Origin of the sequence: Streptomyces liangshanensis (genome assembly GCF_011694815.1) — a bacterium.
GTDB lineage: Bacteria > Actinomycetota > Actinomycetes > Streptomycetales > Streptomycetaceae > Streptomyces > Streptomyces liangshanensis.
This window is the reverse complement of sequence record NZ_CP050177.1, coordinates 5,670,373-5,684,559: the sequence shown is the minus strand read 5'-3', so window position 1 is coordinate 5,684,559 and position 14,187 is coordinate 5,670,373. Positions and strand designations below refer to the sequence as shown.

Sequence of the window (14,187 nt, the reverse complement as noted above, 5' to 3'; positions counted from 1 at the left end):
TCCCTCGCCCCCGCCTCACTTCTCACGGCCCAACTCCGCCCCGGGGGCGGCTCGCTGAGGGGTGAGAGAACGCGGTCCATTATTCCCCCCGAAGCGCGGATCGCTCCCCGCCCCGAGCGGCTACGGCCAGCCGGGAACGCGAACCCGCCGGCCCGTCGTTCTGTCTCGCGCAGGGATCTCCGGTCGCGCGAGGAGTGCGATCGACTTGGCTCTCGGGCCTTGACGACAGGACGGGGACGGCCAGGGGTTCCCGCGCGCCCGGAAGTGGCGGCTCTTCCGGGCGCGGTCGCCGAGATGTCCGAGTCCGTCGATCTCGGTTTCGTGCTCGGTTTCGCGCTCGGGTCAGGGAGGGGGCGGCCGGGAATCGGTGGCGGACCGGAATGGTATAACTCCTCAGACAAGCGGAGGAGCCAGCGGAGGAGCCACTGATGCCGTCACCCGTCCGCCGCCATCCCCTGGCGGCCCAGGTCGCCGATGTCCTGCTGGAACGCCTGCGGGCCGGGGAGTGGCCGCTCGGCCACCGGCTGCCCGGCGAGACGACCCTCGCGGCCCAGCTCGGCGTAGGGCGCTCGACCCTGCGCGAGGCGGTCCGTGAGCTGTCCGGGAAGGGGGTCCTCGACTCCCGGCAGGGTTCGGGGGTGTACGTCACGGCGCTCGACGTGCCCGAGGACCGCGAGGCCGTCCTGCGCCGCGCGTCGATCGTGTCGGTCATCGAGGCCAGGATCGCGATCGAGGCCGAGGGCGCGGGGCTGGCCGCGGTCCGCCGTACCCCCGCCGACCTGCGCGCGATACGGCGCGCGCTGCGGGAACGCCGTACCGAAGGACAAGCCGTCGACGCGCATGTCGACGCCGACATGGCCTTCCACCGTACGGTCGTCGCGGCGGCCCACAACGACGTCCTCACGGACCTGTTCGACGGGTTCGTCCCACGGGTGCGCACCGCGATGATCGACATGCTCGGGCTGCGGCCCCTCGCCTCCGAGGAGGCCGATCACGCCCTGCACGAGGCGCTCGTACAGGCCGTCGCGGACCGGGACCCACGGGCGGCCGCCGAGTCGAGCCGCTCCCATCTGACCAGTTTGAAGGAGGCGTTCGCGTGAACGCGGCCAGGCCTGGACAGCTCCCGGTGGTGGAGCTGGACGACGTGACGTTCCGCCGTGAGGGCAAGGAGATCCTGCACGGCGTCAGCTTCGCCGTGCACGCGGGCGAGCACTGGGCCCTCCTCGGCCCGAACGGCGCCGGGAAAAGCACCGTGCTCGGCTTCTGCGGCGCGGTCACGCACCCGACATCGGGAACGGTCGACGTGCTGGGCGCGCGGCTGGGGCGGGTCGAGCTCCAGGCGCTCCGCCGTACGATCGGCCATGTGAACCCGCGCCACCCGCTGCGGTCCCGGCTGACCGTGCGCGAGGTGGTCCTGACGGGCCTCACCGGCTCGATCGAGAGCCCCCCGAGGTGGCGCCCCCGGCCCGCCGATCTCGCCGCGGCCGACGCCCTGATCGACACCCTGGGCCTGGCGGGCAAGACGGACGAGAAGTGGCCCACCTTGTCGCAGGGGGAACGCGGCCGGGTCCTGATCGCCCGCGCCCTCGTGTGCGACCCGCGCCTGCTGCTGCTCGACGAACCGTCGACGGGCCTCGACGTCGCCGCCCGCGAACAGCTCCTCGAAACGATCGACCTGCTCGACACCACCCACCCGGACCTCGCGTCGATCCTGGTCACCCACCACCTCGAAGAACTGCCGGCCTCCACGACCCACGCCCTGCTCATCGACGACGGCCGGGTGGTCGCGTCGGGCGCGGCGGAGTTGGTCGTGACGACGGAGAACGTCTCGGCGGCCTTCCACCACCCGATCAACGTCCGCCGGGACGACGGCCGATGGAGCGCGAGGGCGGGCCGCTTCGCGGCGGCGCGGGTGCGGGTGCTCGGGGGCGGGTGACGGGAGGTCAGACGGGGCGGGCAGGCCCTGGCGCGGATCCGGGCCGCGGCTCGGATCCCGGCCCCGGCCCGGATCCCGGCCCCGGCCCCGGTCCCAGTCCCCGCGGAGCGATCCGGACCAGATCGGCGACCAGCTCCCCGAAGCGCGCCTCGCCCAGCGTCTCCCGCCAGGGCGCGACCGCGTCCCGGGCGGCCCGGTCGGCGGCCCGGGTGGCGGCCCACCCGGTCTCGGTCAGCTCCAGGAGGCGGGCACGCGCGTCGTGGGGGTGGGGGCGCCGTACCACGTACCCCTTGCGCACCAGCTCCTCGACGGACTGGGCGGCGGCCTGCTTGGTGACCCCCAGGTGCTCCGCCAGGTCGGCGGTGGTGGCGCCGCCCCAGGAGATGCGAACGAAGGCGAAGCCGTGCGCCGGCCGCAGGTCGTCGAACCCCTGCTGGACCACGCGCGCGTGGATCTCCCGTACCAGCTGACCGGAGAGTCCCAGTACGAGCGCGGAGAAGGCCAGGGGGGCGGGGTCGTCCATGGGCTTGACTATAACTCGTCAAGCAGCTTGTCTATGTAAACAAGACAACCCCCTTGCCTATCTCACCCTAAGGAGCTGCCCACATGCCCTTCATCCGCGCCGACGAGGCCGTCGTGCACGAGATCCACGGCACCCGCTTCGTCTCGTACGTCCGCCCCGCCACCGGCAGCCGGGAGCTGGCCTCCTGGCGGGGCGAGGTCCCGGCGGGAACGGTGGCTCCGGCCCATGTGATCAGCGAGGAGGAGACGTTCTACGTCCTGTCCGGCCGCCTGCGCCTCACCATCGACACCGAGACGGCCGAACTCGCCCCGGGCGACGCGGCGGTGGCCCCCTCGGGCTCCAAGGTGGCCGTCGCCAACACCACCGACACCCCCACCCACATCTGGGTGACCACCAGCGTCGGCCTCACGGCCCGCCTGGCGGACGGCAGCACCATCAGCCCACCCTGGGCGCGTTGAGGAAGGCGAGCAGGTCGTCGAGCGGAGCCGGTACGCGGCCGGGCTCCAGCGCCTCGACCAGGACACGCCCGTAGTGGATCTTCCGCCCCTTCTTCGTACCGAGGAAGCGCCGCAACTGCTGCTGTGACGGACGACCTTGCTGGGCAGGCTGGCGCAGGAAGGTCTGGAGGGCGCGCAGATCACCCTCGGCCTCGACCAGTTCCGCCACCCGATCCGTACCCAGCGCGCGGATCAGTTCGTCCTCCAGGTCCGCCACACAGACGAAGAACCCGTCCCGCGTCGCCCCGGCCCGCTCCAGGCCCCGGACGTAGAAGGACAGCTCCGCCTCGTCGCACAACCCCGCGAGCCGCAACCCGAGCCCGGGCGGCCCGAGAACCTGGACGAACCGCCCCACGCTCATCGCCCCGCCCATCGGCAGCACGCAAACCCCCTCGCCCACCAGATCCCGCCCCCGCGACACGGCCAGCGCCTCCACGGCGGCGGCATCACTGGGCCCCTCCACCAGGACAACGCCCCGAACACCCACCCGCCCGACCAACTCCCGCGCCAGCCCCCCGTCCCCACCCCCCGCCCAAGCGACAACCGCCTCCCGAAACACCCCCATGTCAGCCACGCCCCGAGTCTCCGCCCTCAGCCCCGCTCCCGGTAGGCAATTACGCCCGAGTCGAGTGCTTGAAGCCACCGACGGGCCGATACGTCGCCGCCTCCTCCCGGTTCTGGCTGTCGAGCGGGCTGGGAAGCGTGAACGGGGACGGAATCAGGAACTCGGCCCACACCACACGCCCGGCGATGACATAACTCTCGATCGAGCCCGGTTCGAGCAGGAAGACCTCCCTCCTCCTGACCGGCCCGATACGGGATTCCAAGGTGGCCCGCTCCGCGGTGTCCGCGACCCGGAGATGAACGGGACCGATGTCCTTCCAGCAGGAGATCCGCTGGACACCGAGGAAACACAGGTCGAGCACCACACCCTCCCCGCTCTCCACCACAGCGTCGCCGAACGGCGGAAACCCACGCACAACCACCTGCGCGTGCCCGTGCCGATAGTCGAACAGGCTGAAGCTCCGCCCGTCGAAGAACCCCAACTCCGAGGAAACAGCCATCACTTCACCTTTGCGTACGCGCCCAACCGCTCGTTCCAGCGCTAGAAGTCGACCTTGCCCATCAGCCCCGCACTGAACTCCCTCACCACGGAGGCCGACGTCTCGACCGCCATCGGCATCCCCGACGTCGACAACGACACCATCCCGGACATCTGGTCCCGCTTCGCCTCCGACGGCCACGTGAGCCGGAAAGGGCCCCTGACCGGCACTCAGCCGGTCAGGGGCCCTTGGCGGCAGACGAGTCGGGCTGTACGCCGGGTTCTGTCTCCCGGTTGCCTCGCGGCGGCCGGGGAGACGGCCATCCATCTAGGACCGGCGTTGCCGCCGGCCTCGTGCGGTCTACCCGCGGACATCGGGCGAGCAGCCCTCGAGCGTCCGCGCAGGGCCTCGTTCTACGGAGGCCCCTCTTGACCTTGCTCCGGGTGGGGTTTACCTAGCTGCCCAGGTCACCCTGGGCACTGGTGGTCTCTTACACCACCGTTTCACCCTTACCGGGGGCCGAAGCTCCCGGCGGTCTGTTTTCTGTGGCACTGTCCCGCGGGTCACCCCGGGTGGCCGTTAGCCACCACCCTGCCCTGTGGAGCCCGGACGTTCCTCGGCAAGATCGGAGATCTTGACGCGGCCGTCCGCCCGGCTCGTCTGCCGTGCCCACCATGTTACCCGGCGTGGCGGCGGGCCCCGCACGCTTGACCTTGCCGCTGCGTCAACGTTTCTACTCGGCGTATGAGGATCGGAGAGATCGCCGCGCTGGTCGGGGTCACCCCGCGGGCGGTACGGCACTACCACCACCGGGGGCTGCTGCCCGAGCCTGTGCGCCGGGCCAATGGTTACCGGGAGTATTCGGTGCGGGACGCCGTCCTGCTGGCGCGGATCCGGCGGCTCACCGAGCTGGGGCTCGGCCTGGACGAGGTACGGGACGTGCTCGCCGACGACGCCGGGCGGGAGCTGGCCGAGGTGCTCGCGGAGCTGGACGCCGATCTGGCCCGGGAGGAGCGGGCGATCCAGGAGCGGCGCGCGAGGCTCGCCGAGCTGATGGCGGGCCCGCTGTCCGGCGGCGCCGGGCCGGTGTCGCCGGCGTTGGCGCGGCTGCTGGGGACGCTCCCGGCCACGGACTCCCCCATGGCCGCGAAGGACCGGGAACTGCTGACGCTCTTCGACACCGCGGACGGGGACCGGCGTGTGTACGAGGCCCTCCATCCGCTGACGCACGACACCGAAGTGCTCGCGCTCTACCGGCGGTTGGACGACCTCGCCGAGGCGCCGCGCGACGATCCGCGGATCCCGGCGCTGGCCGCGGCGATCTCGGCGGCCGTGCCCGACACGTTGGTCGACGCGATGCCGGTCGAGGGGGATCCGATGGACGCCGGTTTCGGCGCGGCCCTGCTGGCCGACTTCGCCCCGGCCCAGGCGGAGGTCGTCCGCCGGATCATGGAGGCGTTGACGGAGCGGGGGCGAACGCGGGCTCGGGAAGAGGGAGTTGCGGGCGGGGATGGGGAGCAGGGTGTGGGGAGGGGGAGCTCGTGAGGGTCAGGTGGCGGGCCGTGGGGCGTGCCGGGGGTGGGGCGCGTGGGATGTGGGGGGTCGTTCTCGGGTCGGTCCCGGGGTTCCTTCCGCCTTCCGTGCGGCGGCTGTTGCTGCATGAGGTACGGGGCGTCGGCAGCCTGGCCCGCTGGGTCGCGCGCCGGACGCACGGGGTACGCGACGGCGACCACGCGGCCCCGTACACCGGGCCGCAGACGGCGATGATGTACGGGCTCCTCTTCGTCTCGGTCGTCGAGACGGTGGTCCTGACCGTCCTGCTCACCCCGTGGCCCCTCGTGCACCGGATCATGCTCGTCCTCGACGTCTACACCGTGCTGGCCGTGCTCGCCCTGCACGCCGGGTGCGTCACCCGGCCCCATGTGGCGGGCGCGGACGGTTCGTTGAGGATCCGGTACGGCGCGCTCTTCGATCTCCTGATCGCTCGCGAACGCATCGCCTCGGTGCGGGTGGAGCGGCGTTATCCGAGTGGGGGGTTGATTCAGTGCGCAGATGAGGGCGTGCTGGACCTGGTGGTCGGCAGCCAGACGTCCGTAAGGGTGGAGCTGACCGAGCCGGTCACGTTCGTGCGGCCCCTGGGGCGCACGGGCCGGGCCCGGGTGATCCGCTTCCACGCGGACCAGGCCGAGGAGCTGGTACGGGTGCTTCGCGCCGCGGGGGCCTGAGGGCGAGGCGGGCGTGGGCCGCCGCCGGGCGCTCGTCGCCTACCCTGGCGGCCGGGGCGCCCTTCGCCCCGTACGTCCCCGAAGGAGAACCACCGTGCTCGTGCTGCTCCCCCCGTCCGAAGGGAAGGCCGCCGCCGGGCGCGGCGCGCCCCTGAAGCCGGAGTCCCTGTCGCTGCCGGGTCTCGCCGAGGCCAGGGCCGCCGTACTGGACGAGCTGGTGGAGTTGTGCGCGGCCGACGAGGACAAGGCGCGTGACGTGCTCGGACTCACCGAGGGGCTGCGCGGGGAGATCGCCAAGAACGTCGTCCTGCGGACGGCCGGGGCGCGTCCCGCCGGGGAGCTGTACACCGGTGTGCTGTACGACGCGCTCGGCCTCGCCACCCTCGACACCGCCGCGAAGCGCCGCGCGGGGAAGTCGCTGCTGGTCTTCTCCGGGTTGTGGGGTGCGGTACGGATCGGCGACCGGATCCCGCCGTACCGGTGCGCGATGGGGGTCAGACTGCCGGGTCTCGGCGCGCTCGGCACGTACTGGCGGACGCCCATGCGGGCCGTCGTGCCCGAGGCGGCGGGTGACGGGATGGTGCTGGACCTGCGTTCGTCGGCGTACGCGGCGGCGTGGAAGCCCGAGGGGGCGCTCGCCGGGCGTACGGCGACGGTACGGGTGCTGCACGCGCAGGTGGACGAGGCGACCGGGGTCGAGAAGAGGTCCGTGGTCAGCCACTTCAACAAGGCGACGAAGGGGCGGCTGGTCCGGGACCTGCTCATGGCCGGGGCCCGGCCCAGGACGCCGGCGGGGCTGGTGGAGGCGTTGCGGGACCTGGGGTACGTGGTGGAGGTGACGGCTCCGGCGGGGGCGGGGGGCTCCGGGGTTGGGGCTGGCGCCGGGGTTGGGGCTGGGCGGACGTGGGCGCTGGACGTGGTGGTCAGGGAGATCCACTGAGGGGGCGCTTCGGTGTGCGGTGCGTTCCGTCGCGTTGCGTGGTGCGCAACGCTCGTTGCGTGCTCTGCGCACGCGGGGCAGGATGACGCCATGACCTCCCTGCTCGACCTCGCGCCCGTCATCCCTGTGGTGGTTCTCCACGACGCCGCCGACGCCGTCCCGCTCGCCCGCGCCCTGGTCGCGGGCGGGCTGCCCGCGATCGAGGTGACGCTCAGGACGCCGGCGGCGCTGGACGCGATCCGCGCGATAGCCGAGGAGGTGCCGGACGCGGTGGTCGGCGCGGGCACGGTCATCACCCCGGCGGGTGTGGCCGACTCGGTGGCGGCGGGGGCGCGCTTCCTGGTCAGCCCCGGGTGGACGCCGAGGCTGCTGGACGCGGCGCGGGAGTCCGGGGTGCCGTTCCTGCCGGGGGTGTCGACGGCCTCGGAGGTGGTGGCGTTGCTGGAGCGTGGGGTGACGGAGATGAAGTTCTTCCCGGCGGAGGCGGCGGGGGGTACCGCGTACCTCAAGTCCTTGAGCAGCCCGCTCCCGCAGGCCCGTTTCTGCCCGACGGGCGGGATCACGGCGGAGTCGGCGCGGGAGTACCTGGCGCTGCCCAACGTGGGGTGTGTCGGGGGGACGTGGATGATCCCGGCGGATGCGCTGGCCGCGCGGGACTGGGGGCGGGTGGAGGGGTTGGCTCGGGGGGCGGGTGGGTTGCGAGGGGGTTCTTTGGGGGTGTGAGGGTGGTGCCGGTGGGTGGGTGGTGCGGGTTACTGATGTCCTCAAACGCCGGACGGGCTTGAAGTCGCGGCTCGTCCGGCGGGGTTTGCGGCGGAGCCGCTTGAAGTGGTCGGCCGCTGGCGGGACTTGACCGGGGCGGGGACGCCGGGTGGCCGCGCGTGGGGGGCGCGGGTTACCGATGTCCTCAAACGCCGGACGGGCTTGAAGTGGGGGCCCGCCCGGCGGGCTTGCGGCGGAGCCGCTTGGAGTGACCGCCCGGCGGAGCCGCTTGGAGGGGCCGTCCGGTGGACGGGCTTGGAGTGGTGGGGATTCAGGTTAGGTGTGAGGTGTCGTTCAGGAGTCTCAGGGACGCGTTGCCGTCCGCGTAGTACGCCACCACCGACACCGACGCCGCCGACAGTTCCATCCGGAACAGGGACTCGGGCGGTGCGCCCAGCGCCAGCCGTACCAGCTCCTTCACCGGCGTCACGTGCGTGACGACCAGGACCGTGCGGCCCGCGTACCGGGCGAGGAGGCGGTCGCGGGCGGCCGCGACGCGGCGGCCCACCGTCGCGAAGCTCTCGCCGCCGCCCGTGGGGGCCACGGTCGGTGAGCTGAGCCAGGCGCTGAGGTCGTCGGGGTACCGCTCCCGTACCTCCGCGAACGACATCCCCTCCCACGCGCCGAAGTCCGTCTCGCGCAGGTCGTCCTCGATGACGACGTCCAGGCCCAGCCGGTCGGCCGCCGCCTGGGCGGTCTCGCGGCAACGGAGCAGCGGCGAGGAGACGATGTCCTGGACGGTGCCGCGCGCGGCGAGCGCCGCGCCGGCGGCCTCCGCCTGGCGGCGGCCGACGGGCGACAGTTCCGGGTCGGTGCCCCCGCTGCCGGAGAAGCGCTTGCTGGGGGTGAGCGCCGTCTCGCCGTGCCGGAGGAGGACGAAGGTGGCGGGCGGTCCCAGGTCGGCGGACCCGCCCCAGCCGGTGGAGGTGTCCTTCTCCGCGACCGTCGAGGTGTCCGTCTTGGCCGACGCCGGCGATTCCTCCGTCCCGGTGGGCGCGGGCCCCGCGAGCTTCGCCGCCGAGCGTGCCGCGCCCACGTCCAGGGCCGCCGTGGACGACGCCGCGTCCCACTGGCGCCCCTGCTTGCCCGCGTCCATCGCCTCGTTGGCGAGCCGGTCCGCGTGCTTGTTCCGCTCGCGCGGGATCCACTCGTACGTCACCCGGTCCGCCGGCAGGATCCGCGCCGCCTCCGCCGCCAGCGGCTTCATGTCCGGGTGCTTGATCTTCCAGCGGCCGGTCATCTGCTCGACGACCAGCTTGGAGTCCATCCGGACGTGCACCCGGGCGTCGGGGTCGAGCGCCTTCGCCGCCGTGAGCCCCGCGATCAGGCCCTTGTACTCGGCGACGTTGTTCGTCGCGACGCCCACGTACTCCGCGGTCTCCGCCAGCGCCTCGCCCGTCCGCGGGTCGAGGACGACGGCCCCGTACCCCGCGGGCCCCGGGTTGCCGCGCGAGCCGCCGTCCGCCTCCACGTAGAAGGTGGGCGCGGGCGTCGGGGTGTCTGCCGTAGGAACGGTCATCGGTCAGAGGCCCGAGTCGGCGGTACGGACCAGGATGCGGCGGCAGTTCTCGCACCGCAGCACTTCGTCGCGCGGGGCCGCCTTGACCTCGTTGACCTCGGTGATGTTCAGCTCCAGCTGGCAGCCCTCGCAGCGGCGCCGGTAGAGGCGGGCGGCGCCCACCCCGCCCTGCTGGGTGCGGAGCTTCTCGTACAGCTTGAGGAGGTCGGCGGGGAGCGTCCCGGAGACGACCTCGCGCTCCTTCGTGACGGTCGCGGCCTCGCCGTCCAGCCCCTCGGTGGCCGCGTCGCGGCGCGCGACGGCGTCGTCGGTCTTGGCCTGGACGGAGGAGACGCGTTCCGTCAGCTCGGCGACCCGCTCCTGCGCGGACTCGCGGCGCTCCATCACTTCGAGGACGACGTCCTCCAGGTCTCCCTGCCGCTTGGCGAGGGAGACGATCTCGCGCTGGAGGTTCTCCAGGTCCTTGGACGAGCTGACCGTCCCGGAGTCGAGGCGCTGCTGGTCGCGTACGGCGCGCTGGCGCACCTGGTCGACGTCCTGCTCGGCCTTGGTCTGCTCGCGGGCGGTGTCGCTCTCCTCGGTCTGGGAGGCGACGAGGAGGTCCCGCAGCTGCGCGAGGTCCTTGGTGAGCGACTCGATCTCGGCGTGCTCGGGCAGCGCGCCGCGCTTGTGGTCGAGCTGCGACAGCCGGACGTCGAGCGCCTGGACGTCGAGGAGGCGGATCTGGTCGGCGGGGTCGGCGTTCAGTTGGGGGCTCCTGAGGAGAGGTGGGCGGACCAGGGGTCGGTGACCGTCTTCGAGACGTGGACCCGCAGGTCCCAGCCGTGGCGGTCGGAAATCTCGTCGAGCTGGGCGGCGGCCTGCTCGCACCAGGGCCATTCGGTGGCCCAGTGCGCGGCGTCGACCAGTCCCAGCGGCGAGTGGTGGGTGGCCTCGGAGACCGGGTGGTGGCGCAGGTCGGCGGTGACGAACGCGTCCACGCCCGCGGCCCTGACCTGGTCGAAGAGGCTGTCGCCCGAGCCGCCGCTGACCGCGACGGTACGGACGAGGGCGGCCGGGTCGCCGGCGATCCTGATGCCCTGCGCGGTGGCGGGCAGCCGGTGGGCGACGCGCGCGGCGAAGTCGCGGAGGGTGGCGGGGCGGTCGAGTTCGCAGATCCGGCCGAGGCCGCGGCGGCCCGCGGGGTCGGTGGGGTCCGGTACGAGGGGTCGTACGATCCGCAGGTCCAGCGCGCCCGCGAGGGCGTCGGAGACGCCGGGGTCGGCGGTGTCGGCGTTGGTGTGCGCGACGTGCAGCGCGATGTCGTGCTTGATGAGGGTGTGCACGGCGCGGCCCTTGAAGGTGGACGCCGCGACCGTCGTCGTACCACGCAGGTAGAGCGGGTGGTGCGTGACGATCAGCTCGGCGCCCAGCTCCACGGCCTCGTCGACGATGTCCTGGACGGGGTCGACCGCGAACAGGACCCGGGTGACGGACGCGTCGGGATCACCGCAGACCGTGCCGACGGCATCCCACTGCTCGGCCCGCTCGGGGGGCCAGAGGGTGTCGAGTTCGGCGAGGACTTCGGACAGTCGGGGCACGGGGAAAGGCTACCTGCCCGCCGTACCCCACCGACCATGCCGTGGGGGGCCGCGGGACCACGGGGGTACGGGGCGTCACGGGCCGGCCCGTGACGGCGGCCGGGCGCTCACCCGATGTCGTCGGGTGAGCGCCGGAGAGTCACCGGGGCCCGGGGCCGTCAGCCTCGCGTCCGTTCCGTGAGGAGCCGCCCAGCGGCTCCCGCGTGACGAGGGGACTCGCCTACTTCGCGAGGTACGTGTGCAGGTCGTTCAGGACCAGGTCCGCTGCCGTGACGCCGAGGCCGAGGTACCAGGTCTCGTCGTTGACCGCCTTGACGTGGCCGTTCTTCACCGCGGTGAGGTTCTTCCACAGCGGGCTGGAGGTCGCGGCGGCCTCGTCGGTCTTCGACGGATCGCCGTACGTGGCCCAGAAGATCCAGTCGGCGTCGGCCTCGTCGATCTTCTCGGGGCTGATCTCGACGGCGAGGTCCTGGATCTGCTGGTTCTTGGGCCGCGGCAGGCCGACGTCCTTGAGGATCTGGCCGATGAACGAGCTCTCCGCGTACAGCCGCAGCTGCCCGGGGCGGAAGCGGACCATCGAGATCGTGGGCCGGTCGGAGCCGAGGGCCGTGTCGAGCGCGGCGACCCTCTTCCGGTAGTCGGCGAGCTTCGCCTGAGCCTCCGCGAGCTTGTCGACCGCCTTGGCGTTGAGGAGGTAGTTCTCCTTCCAGGTGAAGCCGGGCCGGATGGAGAAGACCGTCGGCGCGATCTTGGACAGTTCGTTGTACTTGTCCGCCGCGCGCAGCTGGCTGCCCAGGATGAGGTCGGGCTTGAGGGCCGCGATGGCCTCCAGGTTGAGGCTGCTGATGGTGCCGACGCTCTTCGGGTCACCGGCCTGCTTGGCGAGGTACGGGGGGAGCTTGTCGCCCGGCAGGGTGGCCGCCCAGCCGACCGGCTTGATGCCGAGCGAGACAACGTTGTCCAGTTCGCCCACGTCCAGCACGACCACGCGCTGGGGCCGCGCCTCGATCACGGTCTTGCCCATGGCGTGCGTGATCGTGCGCGGGAACTGCCCCGGCTTCGCGTCCGTCCCGAAGGCCGCGGTCTTCTTCGCCGCGCTCGCGAAGTCCTCGCCGCCGGTGGCGACGGCGGCCTTGCCCGCCGCGTCGGCCTTGGCCCCGGAGGAGGCGCCCGAGGACTTGGCGGAAGACGTGTCGGAGGAACCGCTGCCGCACGCCGCGAGGGTGAGTGCGGCGGCGAGAGCGACCACGGCGGCTGCGCCACGGCGTCGTACGGACATCTGCGTTCTCCTGAGGGAGGGAGGGGAGGGAGGGGACGGGACGGGCGGGGACGGCGGGGAGGAAAGGCTCGTGGCCAGGCGGAACGATTCGCTTAGGACAGCCTTACCTTAACCATGTCGACCGCCGACAGCACAACCACCCCCGCACTCTCAGGCGAATCCCCCCATCGCCACCCTTATGTATGAAGAGGGGGGTCTCGCATTGTTCGGCAGGAAGTGCGATGGCTAGCTTCGTCGCCGGAGGTGACCAACCGATGACGGTCTGTGCCATCGAGAAGGCGACGGAGGACGGAGCGGTACGGCGCAACCCGTTCGCGATCACGGCGGACGGCACCTACGCCGCACGGCTGGCGCTCGGGGAGGGCGGACCCGACGCGTGGTTCGCGGAGCGCTGGACCCTGGACGGGCACGAGCCCTACGCCGTACCGCTCCCCCTCGACCAGCCGGAGGAGCCGGACACGGACGTGGTCCCGCTGACCGACGGACGGGTACTGGTCCGGCGCCGCGTGGCGGACCGCCATGACTTCTCGCTGCTGTACCCGACAGGACCCGGGACGGGCCAACTGCCGCTGGGCGCCGTCGAGTACGGGGAGGGGCCGGACGCCGGCGAGCTGACGGTCCTGCCGCCGTCGCCGGACGGCCGCCGCGTCCACGCCCTGCGGGCCGGGGCGCGCACGACCACGGTGTGGCAGGTGGCGGGCGGCGCGTCCGGCCCCGAGCGGGTCGCGGAGGTGGCGGGCCACTGCTCGGGGGGCGTCTGGCTGGACCGTACGGGACGGTTCCTCGCCCTGGACCGCGAGCGGGACGGCGTGGTGAAGGCCGTGGTCGTCGACCTCGAACGGGGCGGCGAGGTCACGGAGTTGCTCCGGATCACGGAGGAGAGCAACGACCGGCTGCTGCTGGCCGACCCCGACAGCGGGCTGCTGCTGATCCGGTCGGACGCGGCGGGCCACGACCGGCTCGGCTGGGGGGTGTGGGGCAGCGAACGGCCGGTCCGCTTCCCCGAGTGCCTGCGGCTCGCGGACTGCGCGGTGACCCCGTTCGCCGTCCAGCCGGGACAGGTGCTGATGCCGGAGAGCTGCGCGGTGGCGCTGCGGATCGACGGGGCGGCGGGCAGTTGGCTGGGGGTGTGGCGTCCCGCGGGCCGTCAGTTGCACCAACGCCCCGCCCCCGAGGGGTGGTTGGCCGGGGCCGGGCTGTGGACCCGGGAGGGCGGGCTGCGACTGCCGTACGCGACGGCGGCGGTGCCGTGCGGGGTGGCGCGGCTGACGGCGCCGATGGACGTCCCCCGGCCGTCCGGGCCGCGCGCGATCACAGAACCGGCACAAGCGGAACGGCCCGACGGGGAACCGTCCGCCGCCTCCCGTACTCCTGTGATGTGCAGGCCGGTACCCCTGCAACAGGCACCGCTCACCGGCCGCGGGGCACCTGGCTGAGTCCGGTCCGGAGGGCGGGCCTAGACTTTTCGCCGGGGCCACGCAGCCGTACCGACCGAACGCTGTCGGTGACCGTGGTGTGCGCGCGTGGTGTGGACAGTGACCACGACCGTGCCGGGGACGGTGCGGGGCGGCCGGCTCCTGCGCGTAGCAGCGGAACGACCTGACCAGCAGCGATCACGACGGGGTGACTTCCCACATGTCTGAAGCCCGAACCGACACGACCCAGGAGCGGCCGGTCCCGCAGGCGGCGGCCGACCACCGGGGCGACGACGGCGGCATCGGAAAACACCGAGGGGGCGCGGCTCCGGCGGAGGACACGGCGTCCCCCGCGTACGGGCGGCACCGCCGCCAGGGAGAGAACAGCAGGGCGGCCTGAACAACCGTCCCGGCAGGGGCCGTCGCACCACCGGCAGCGGTGGGCGGCGGCCCCTCGGCGTGTCCCCG

The 14,187-nt window shown here is 72.9% G+C and carries 16 protein-coding genes and 1 other RNA gene; 9 read left to right on the top strand and 8 right to left on the bottom strand.

The window, feature by feature from the left end; genetic code table 11:
• Window positions 1–428 precede the first annotated feature (428 nt).
• A complete protein-coding gene (locus tag HA039_RS24685; protein WP_167033512.1) occupies window positions 429–1,100 on the top strand; it encodes a FadR/GntR family transcriptional regulator in 672 nt (223 codons plus the stop codon).
• Window positions 1,097–1,936: an ABC transporter ATP-binding protein gene (locus HA039_RS24680; RefSeq protein WP_208298704.1), complete on the top strand. Its 840-nt coding sequence runs from the start codon at window positions 1,097–1,099 to the stop codon at window positions 1,934–1,936. Before HA039_RS24685 ends, HA039_RS24680 begins: the two co-directional genes overlap by 4 nt.
• 7 nt (window positions 1,937–1,943) lie before the next feature.
• On the opposite strand, the gene HA039_RS24675 is transcribed toward HA039_RS24680, so the two are convergent.
• Window positions 1,944–2,459 carry a MarR family winged helix-turn-helix transcriptional regulator gene (locus HA039_RS24675; RefSeq protein WP_167033510.1) on the bottom strand — a complete coding sequence of 172 codons (516 nt, stop codon included), beginning with the start codon at window positions 2,457–2,459 and terminating at the stop codon, window positions 1,944–1,946.
• Between the two features lie 83 nt (window positions 2,460–2,542).
• On the opposite strand from HA039_RS24675, the gene HA039_RS24670 reads away from it, so the two are divergent.
• Window positions 2,543–2,917, top strand: coding sequence for a cupin domain-containing protein (locus HA039_RS24670; protein WP_167033508.1), 375 nt, complete (start codon window positions 2,543–2,545; stop codon window positions 2,915–2,917).
• On the opposite strand, the gene HA039_RS24665 is transcribed toward HA039_RS24670, so the two are convergent.
• The 3 genes from HA039_RS24665 to rnpB all read right to left on the bottom strand — a co-directional run bounded on the left by HA039_RS24665 (window position 2,895) and on the right by rnpB (window position 4,658).
• Window positions 2,895–3,530 carry a TOPRIM nucleotidyl transferase/hydrolase domain-containing protein gene (locus HA039_RS24665; protein ID WP_167033506.1) on the bottom strand — a complete coding sequence of 212 codons (636 nt, stop codon included), beginning with the start codon at window positions 3,528–3,530 and terminating at the stop codon, window positions 2,895–2,897. The genes HA039_RS24670 and HA039_RS24665 overlap by 23 nt on opposite strands.
• A gap of 40 nt (window positions 3,531–3,570) precedes the next feature.
• Window positions 3,571–4,020 carry a hypothetical protein gene (locus HA039_RS24660; protein WP_167033504.1) on the bottom strand — a complete coding sequence of 150 codons (450 nt, stop codon included), beginning with the start codon at window positions 4,018–4,020 and terminating at the stop codon, window positions 3,571–3,573.
• A gap of 234 nt (window positions 4,021–4,254) precedes the next feature.
• An RNA gene (gene rnpB, locus HA039_RS24655) (RNase P RNA component class A) lies at window positions 4,255–4,658 on the bottom strand.
• Window positions 4,659–4,743: 85 nt separating this feature from the next.
• Here rnpB and HA039_RS24650 point away from each other — a divergent pair.
• The 4 genes from HA039_RS24650 (at window position 4,744) to eda (ending at window position 7,887) form a co-directional block, all read left to right on the top strand.
• On the top strand, window positions 4,744–5,544 hold the full coding sequence (locus tag HA039_RS24650) for a MerR family transcriptional regulator (RefSeq protein ID WP_167033502.1): 801 nt from the start codon (window positions 4,744–4,746) through the stop codon (window positions 5,542–5,544).
• 107 nt (window positions 5,545–5,651) lie between these two features.
• Window positions 5,652–6,224: a hypothetical protein gene (locus HA039_RS24645; protein ID WP_341830037.1), complete on the top strand. Its 573-nt coding sequence runs from the start codon at window positions 5,652–5,654 to the stop codon at window positions 6,222–6,224.
• A gap of 94 nt (window positions 6,225–6,318) precedes the next feature.
• Window positions 6,319–7,164, top strand: coding sequence for a peroxide stress protein YaaA (yaaA, locus tag HA039_RS24640; RefSeq protein WP_167033498.1), 846 nt, complete (start codon window positions 6,319–6,321; stop codon window positions 7,162–7,164).
• 90 nt (window positions 7,165–7,254) lie between these two features.
• Complete coding sequence (eda, locus tag HA039_RS24635) at window positions 7,255–7,887, top strand: bifunctional 4-hydroxy-2-oxoglutarate aldolase/2-dehydro-3-deoxy-phosphogluconate aldolase (RefSeq protein WP_167033497.1); 633 nt, start codon at window positions 7,255–7,257, stop codon at window positions 7,885–7,887.
• A 310-nt stretch (window positions 7,888–8,197) separates the two neighbouring features.
• On the opposite strand, the gene HA039_RS24630 is transcribed toward eda, so the two are convergent.
• The 4 genes from HA039_RS24630 to HA039_RS24615 all read right to left on the bottom strand — a co-directional run bounded on the left by HA039_RS24630 (window position 8,198) and on the right by HA039_RS24615 (window position 12,304).
• Window positions 8,198–9,445, bottom strand: coding sequence for a bifunctional RNase H/acid phosphatase (locus tag HA039_RS24630; RefSeq protein ID WP_167033495.1), 1,248 nt, complete (start codon window positions 9,443–9,445; stop codon window positions 8,198–8,200).
• A gap of 3 nt (window positions 9,446–9,448) precedes the next feature.
• Window positions 9,449–10,192, bottom strand: coding sequence for a zinc ribbon domain-containing protein (locus HA039_RS24625; protein ID WP_243870250.1), 744 nt, complete (start codon window positions 10,190–10,192; stop codon window positions 9,449–9,451).
• Complete coding sequence (locus tag HA039_RS24620; RefSeq protein WP_167033493.1) at window positions 10,189–11,025, bottom strand: Nif3-like dinuclear metal center hexameric protein; 837 nt, start codon at window positions 11,023–11,025, stop codon at window positions 10,189–10,191. The genes HA039_RS24625 and HA039_RS24620 overlap by 4 nt, the downstream gene beginning before the upstream one ends.
• Before the next feature lie 220 nt (window positions 11,026–11,245).
• Complete coding sequence (locus tag HA039_RS24615) at window positions 11,246–12,304, bottom strand: ABC transporter substrate-binding protein (protein WP_167033491.1); 1,059 nt, start codon at window positions 12,302–12,304, stop codon at window positions 11,246–11,248.
• A 254-nt stretch (window positions 12,305–12,558) separates the two neighbouring features.
• Between HA039_RS24615 and HA039_RS24610 the strand changes: the two genes are divergently transcribed.
• Both HA039_RS24610 and HA039_RS24605 read left to right on the top strand, forming a co-directional pair.
• The gene (locus HA039_RS24610) at window positions 12,559–13,740 is read left to right on the top strand and encodes a hypothetical protein (RefSeq protein ID WP_208298703.1); all 1,182 of its coding nucleotides are present in this window, start codon (window positions 12,559–12,561) and stop codon (window positions 13,738–13,740) included.
• Window positions 13,741–13,939: 199 nt separating this feature from the next.
• A complete protein-coding gene (locus HA039_RS24605; protein ID WP_167033487.1) occupies window positions 13,940–14,119 on the top strand; it encodes a hypothetical protein in 180 nt (59 codons plus the stop codon).
• Window positions 14,120–14,187: the final 68 nt, after the last annotated feature.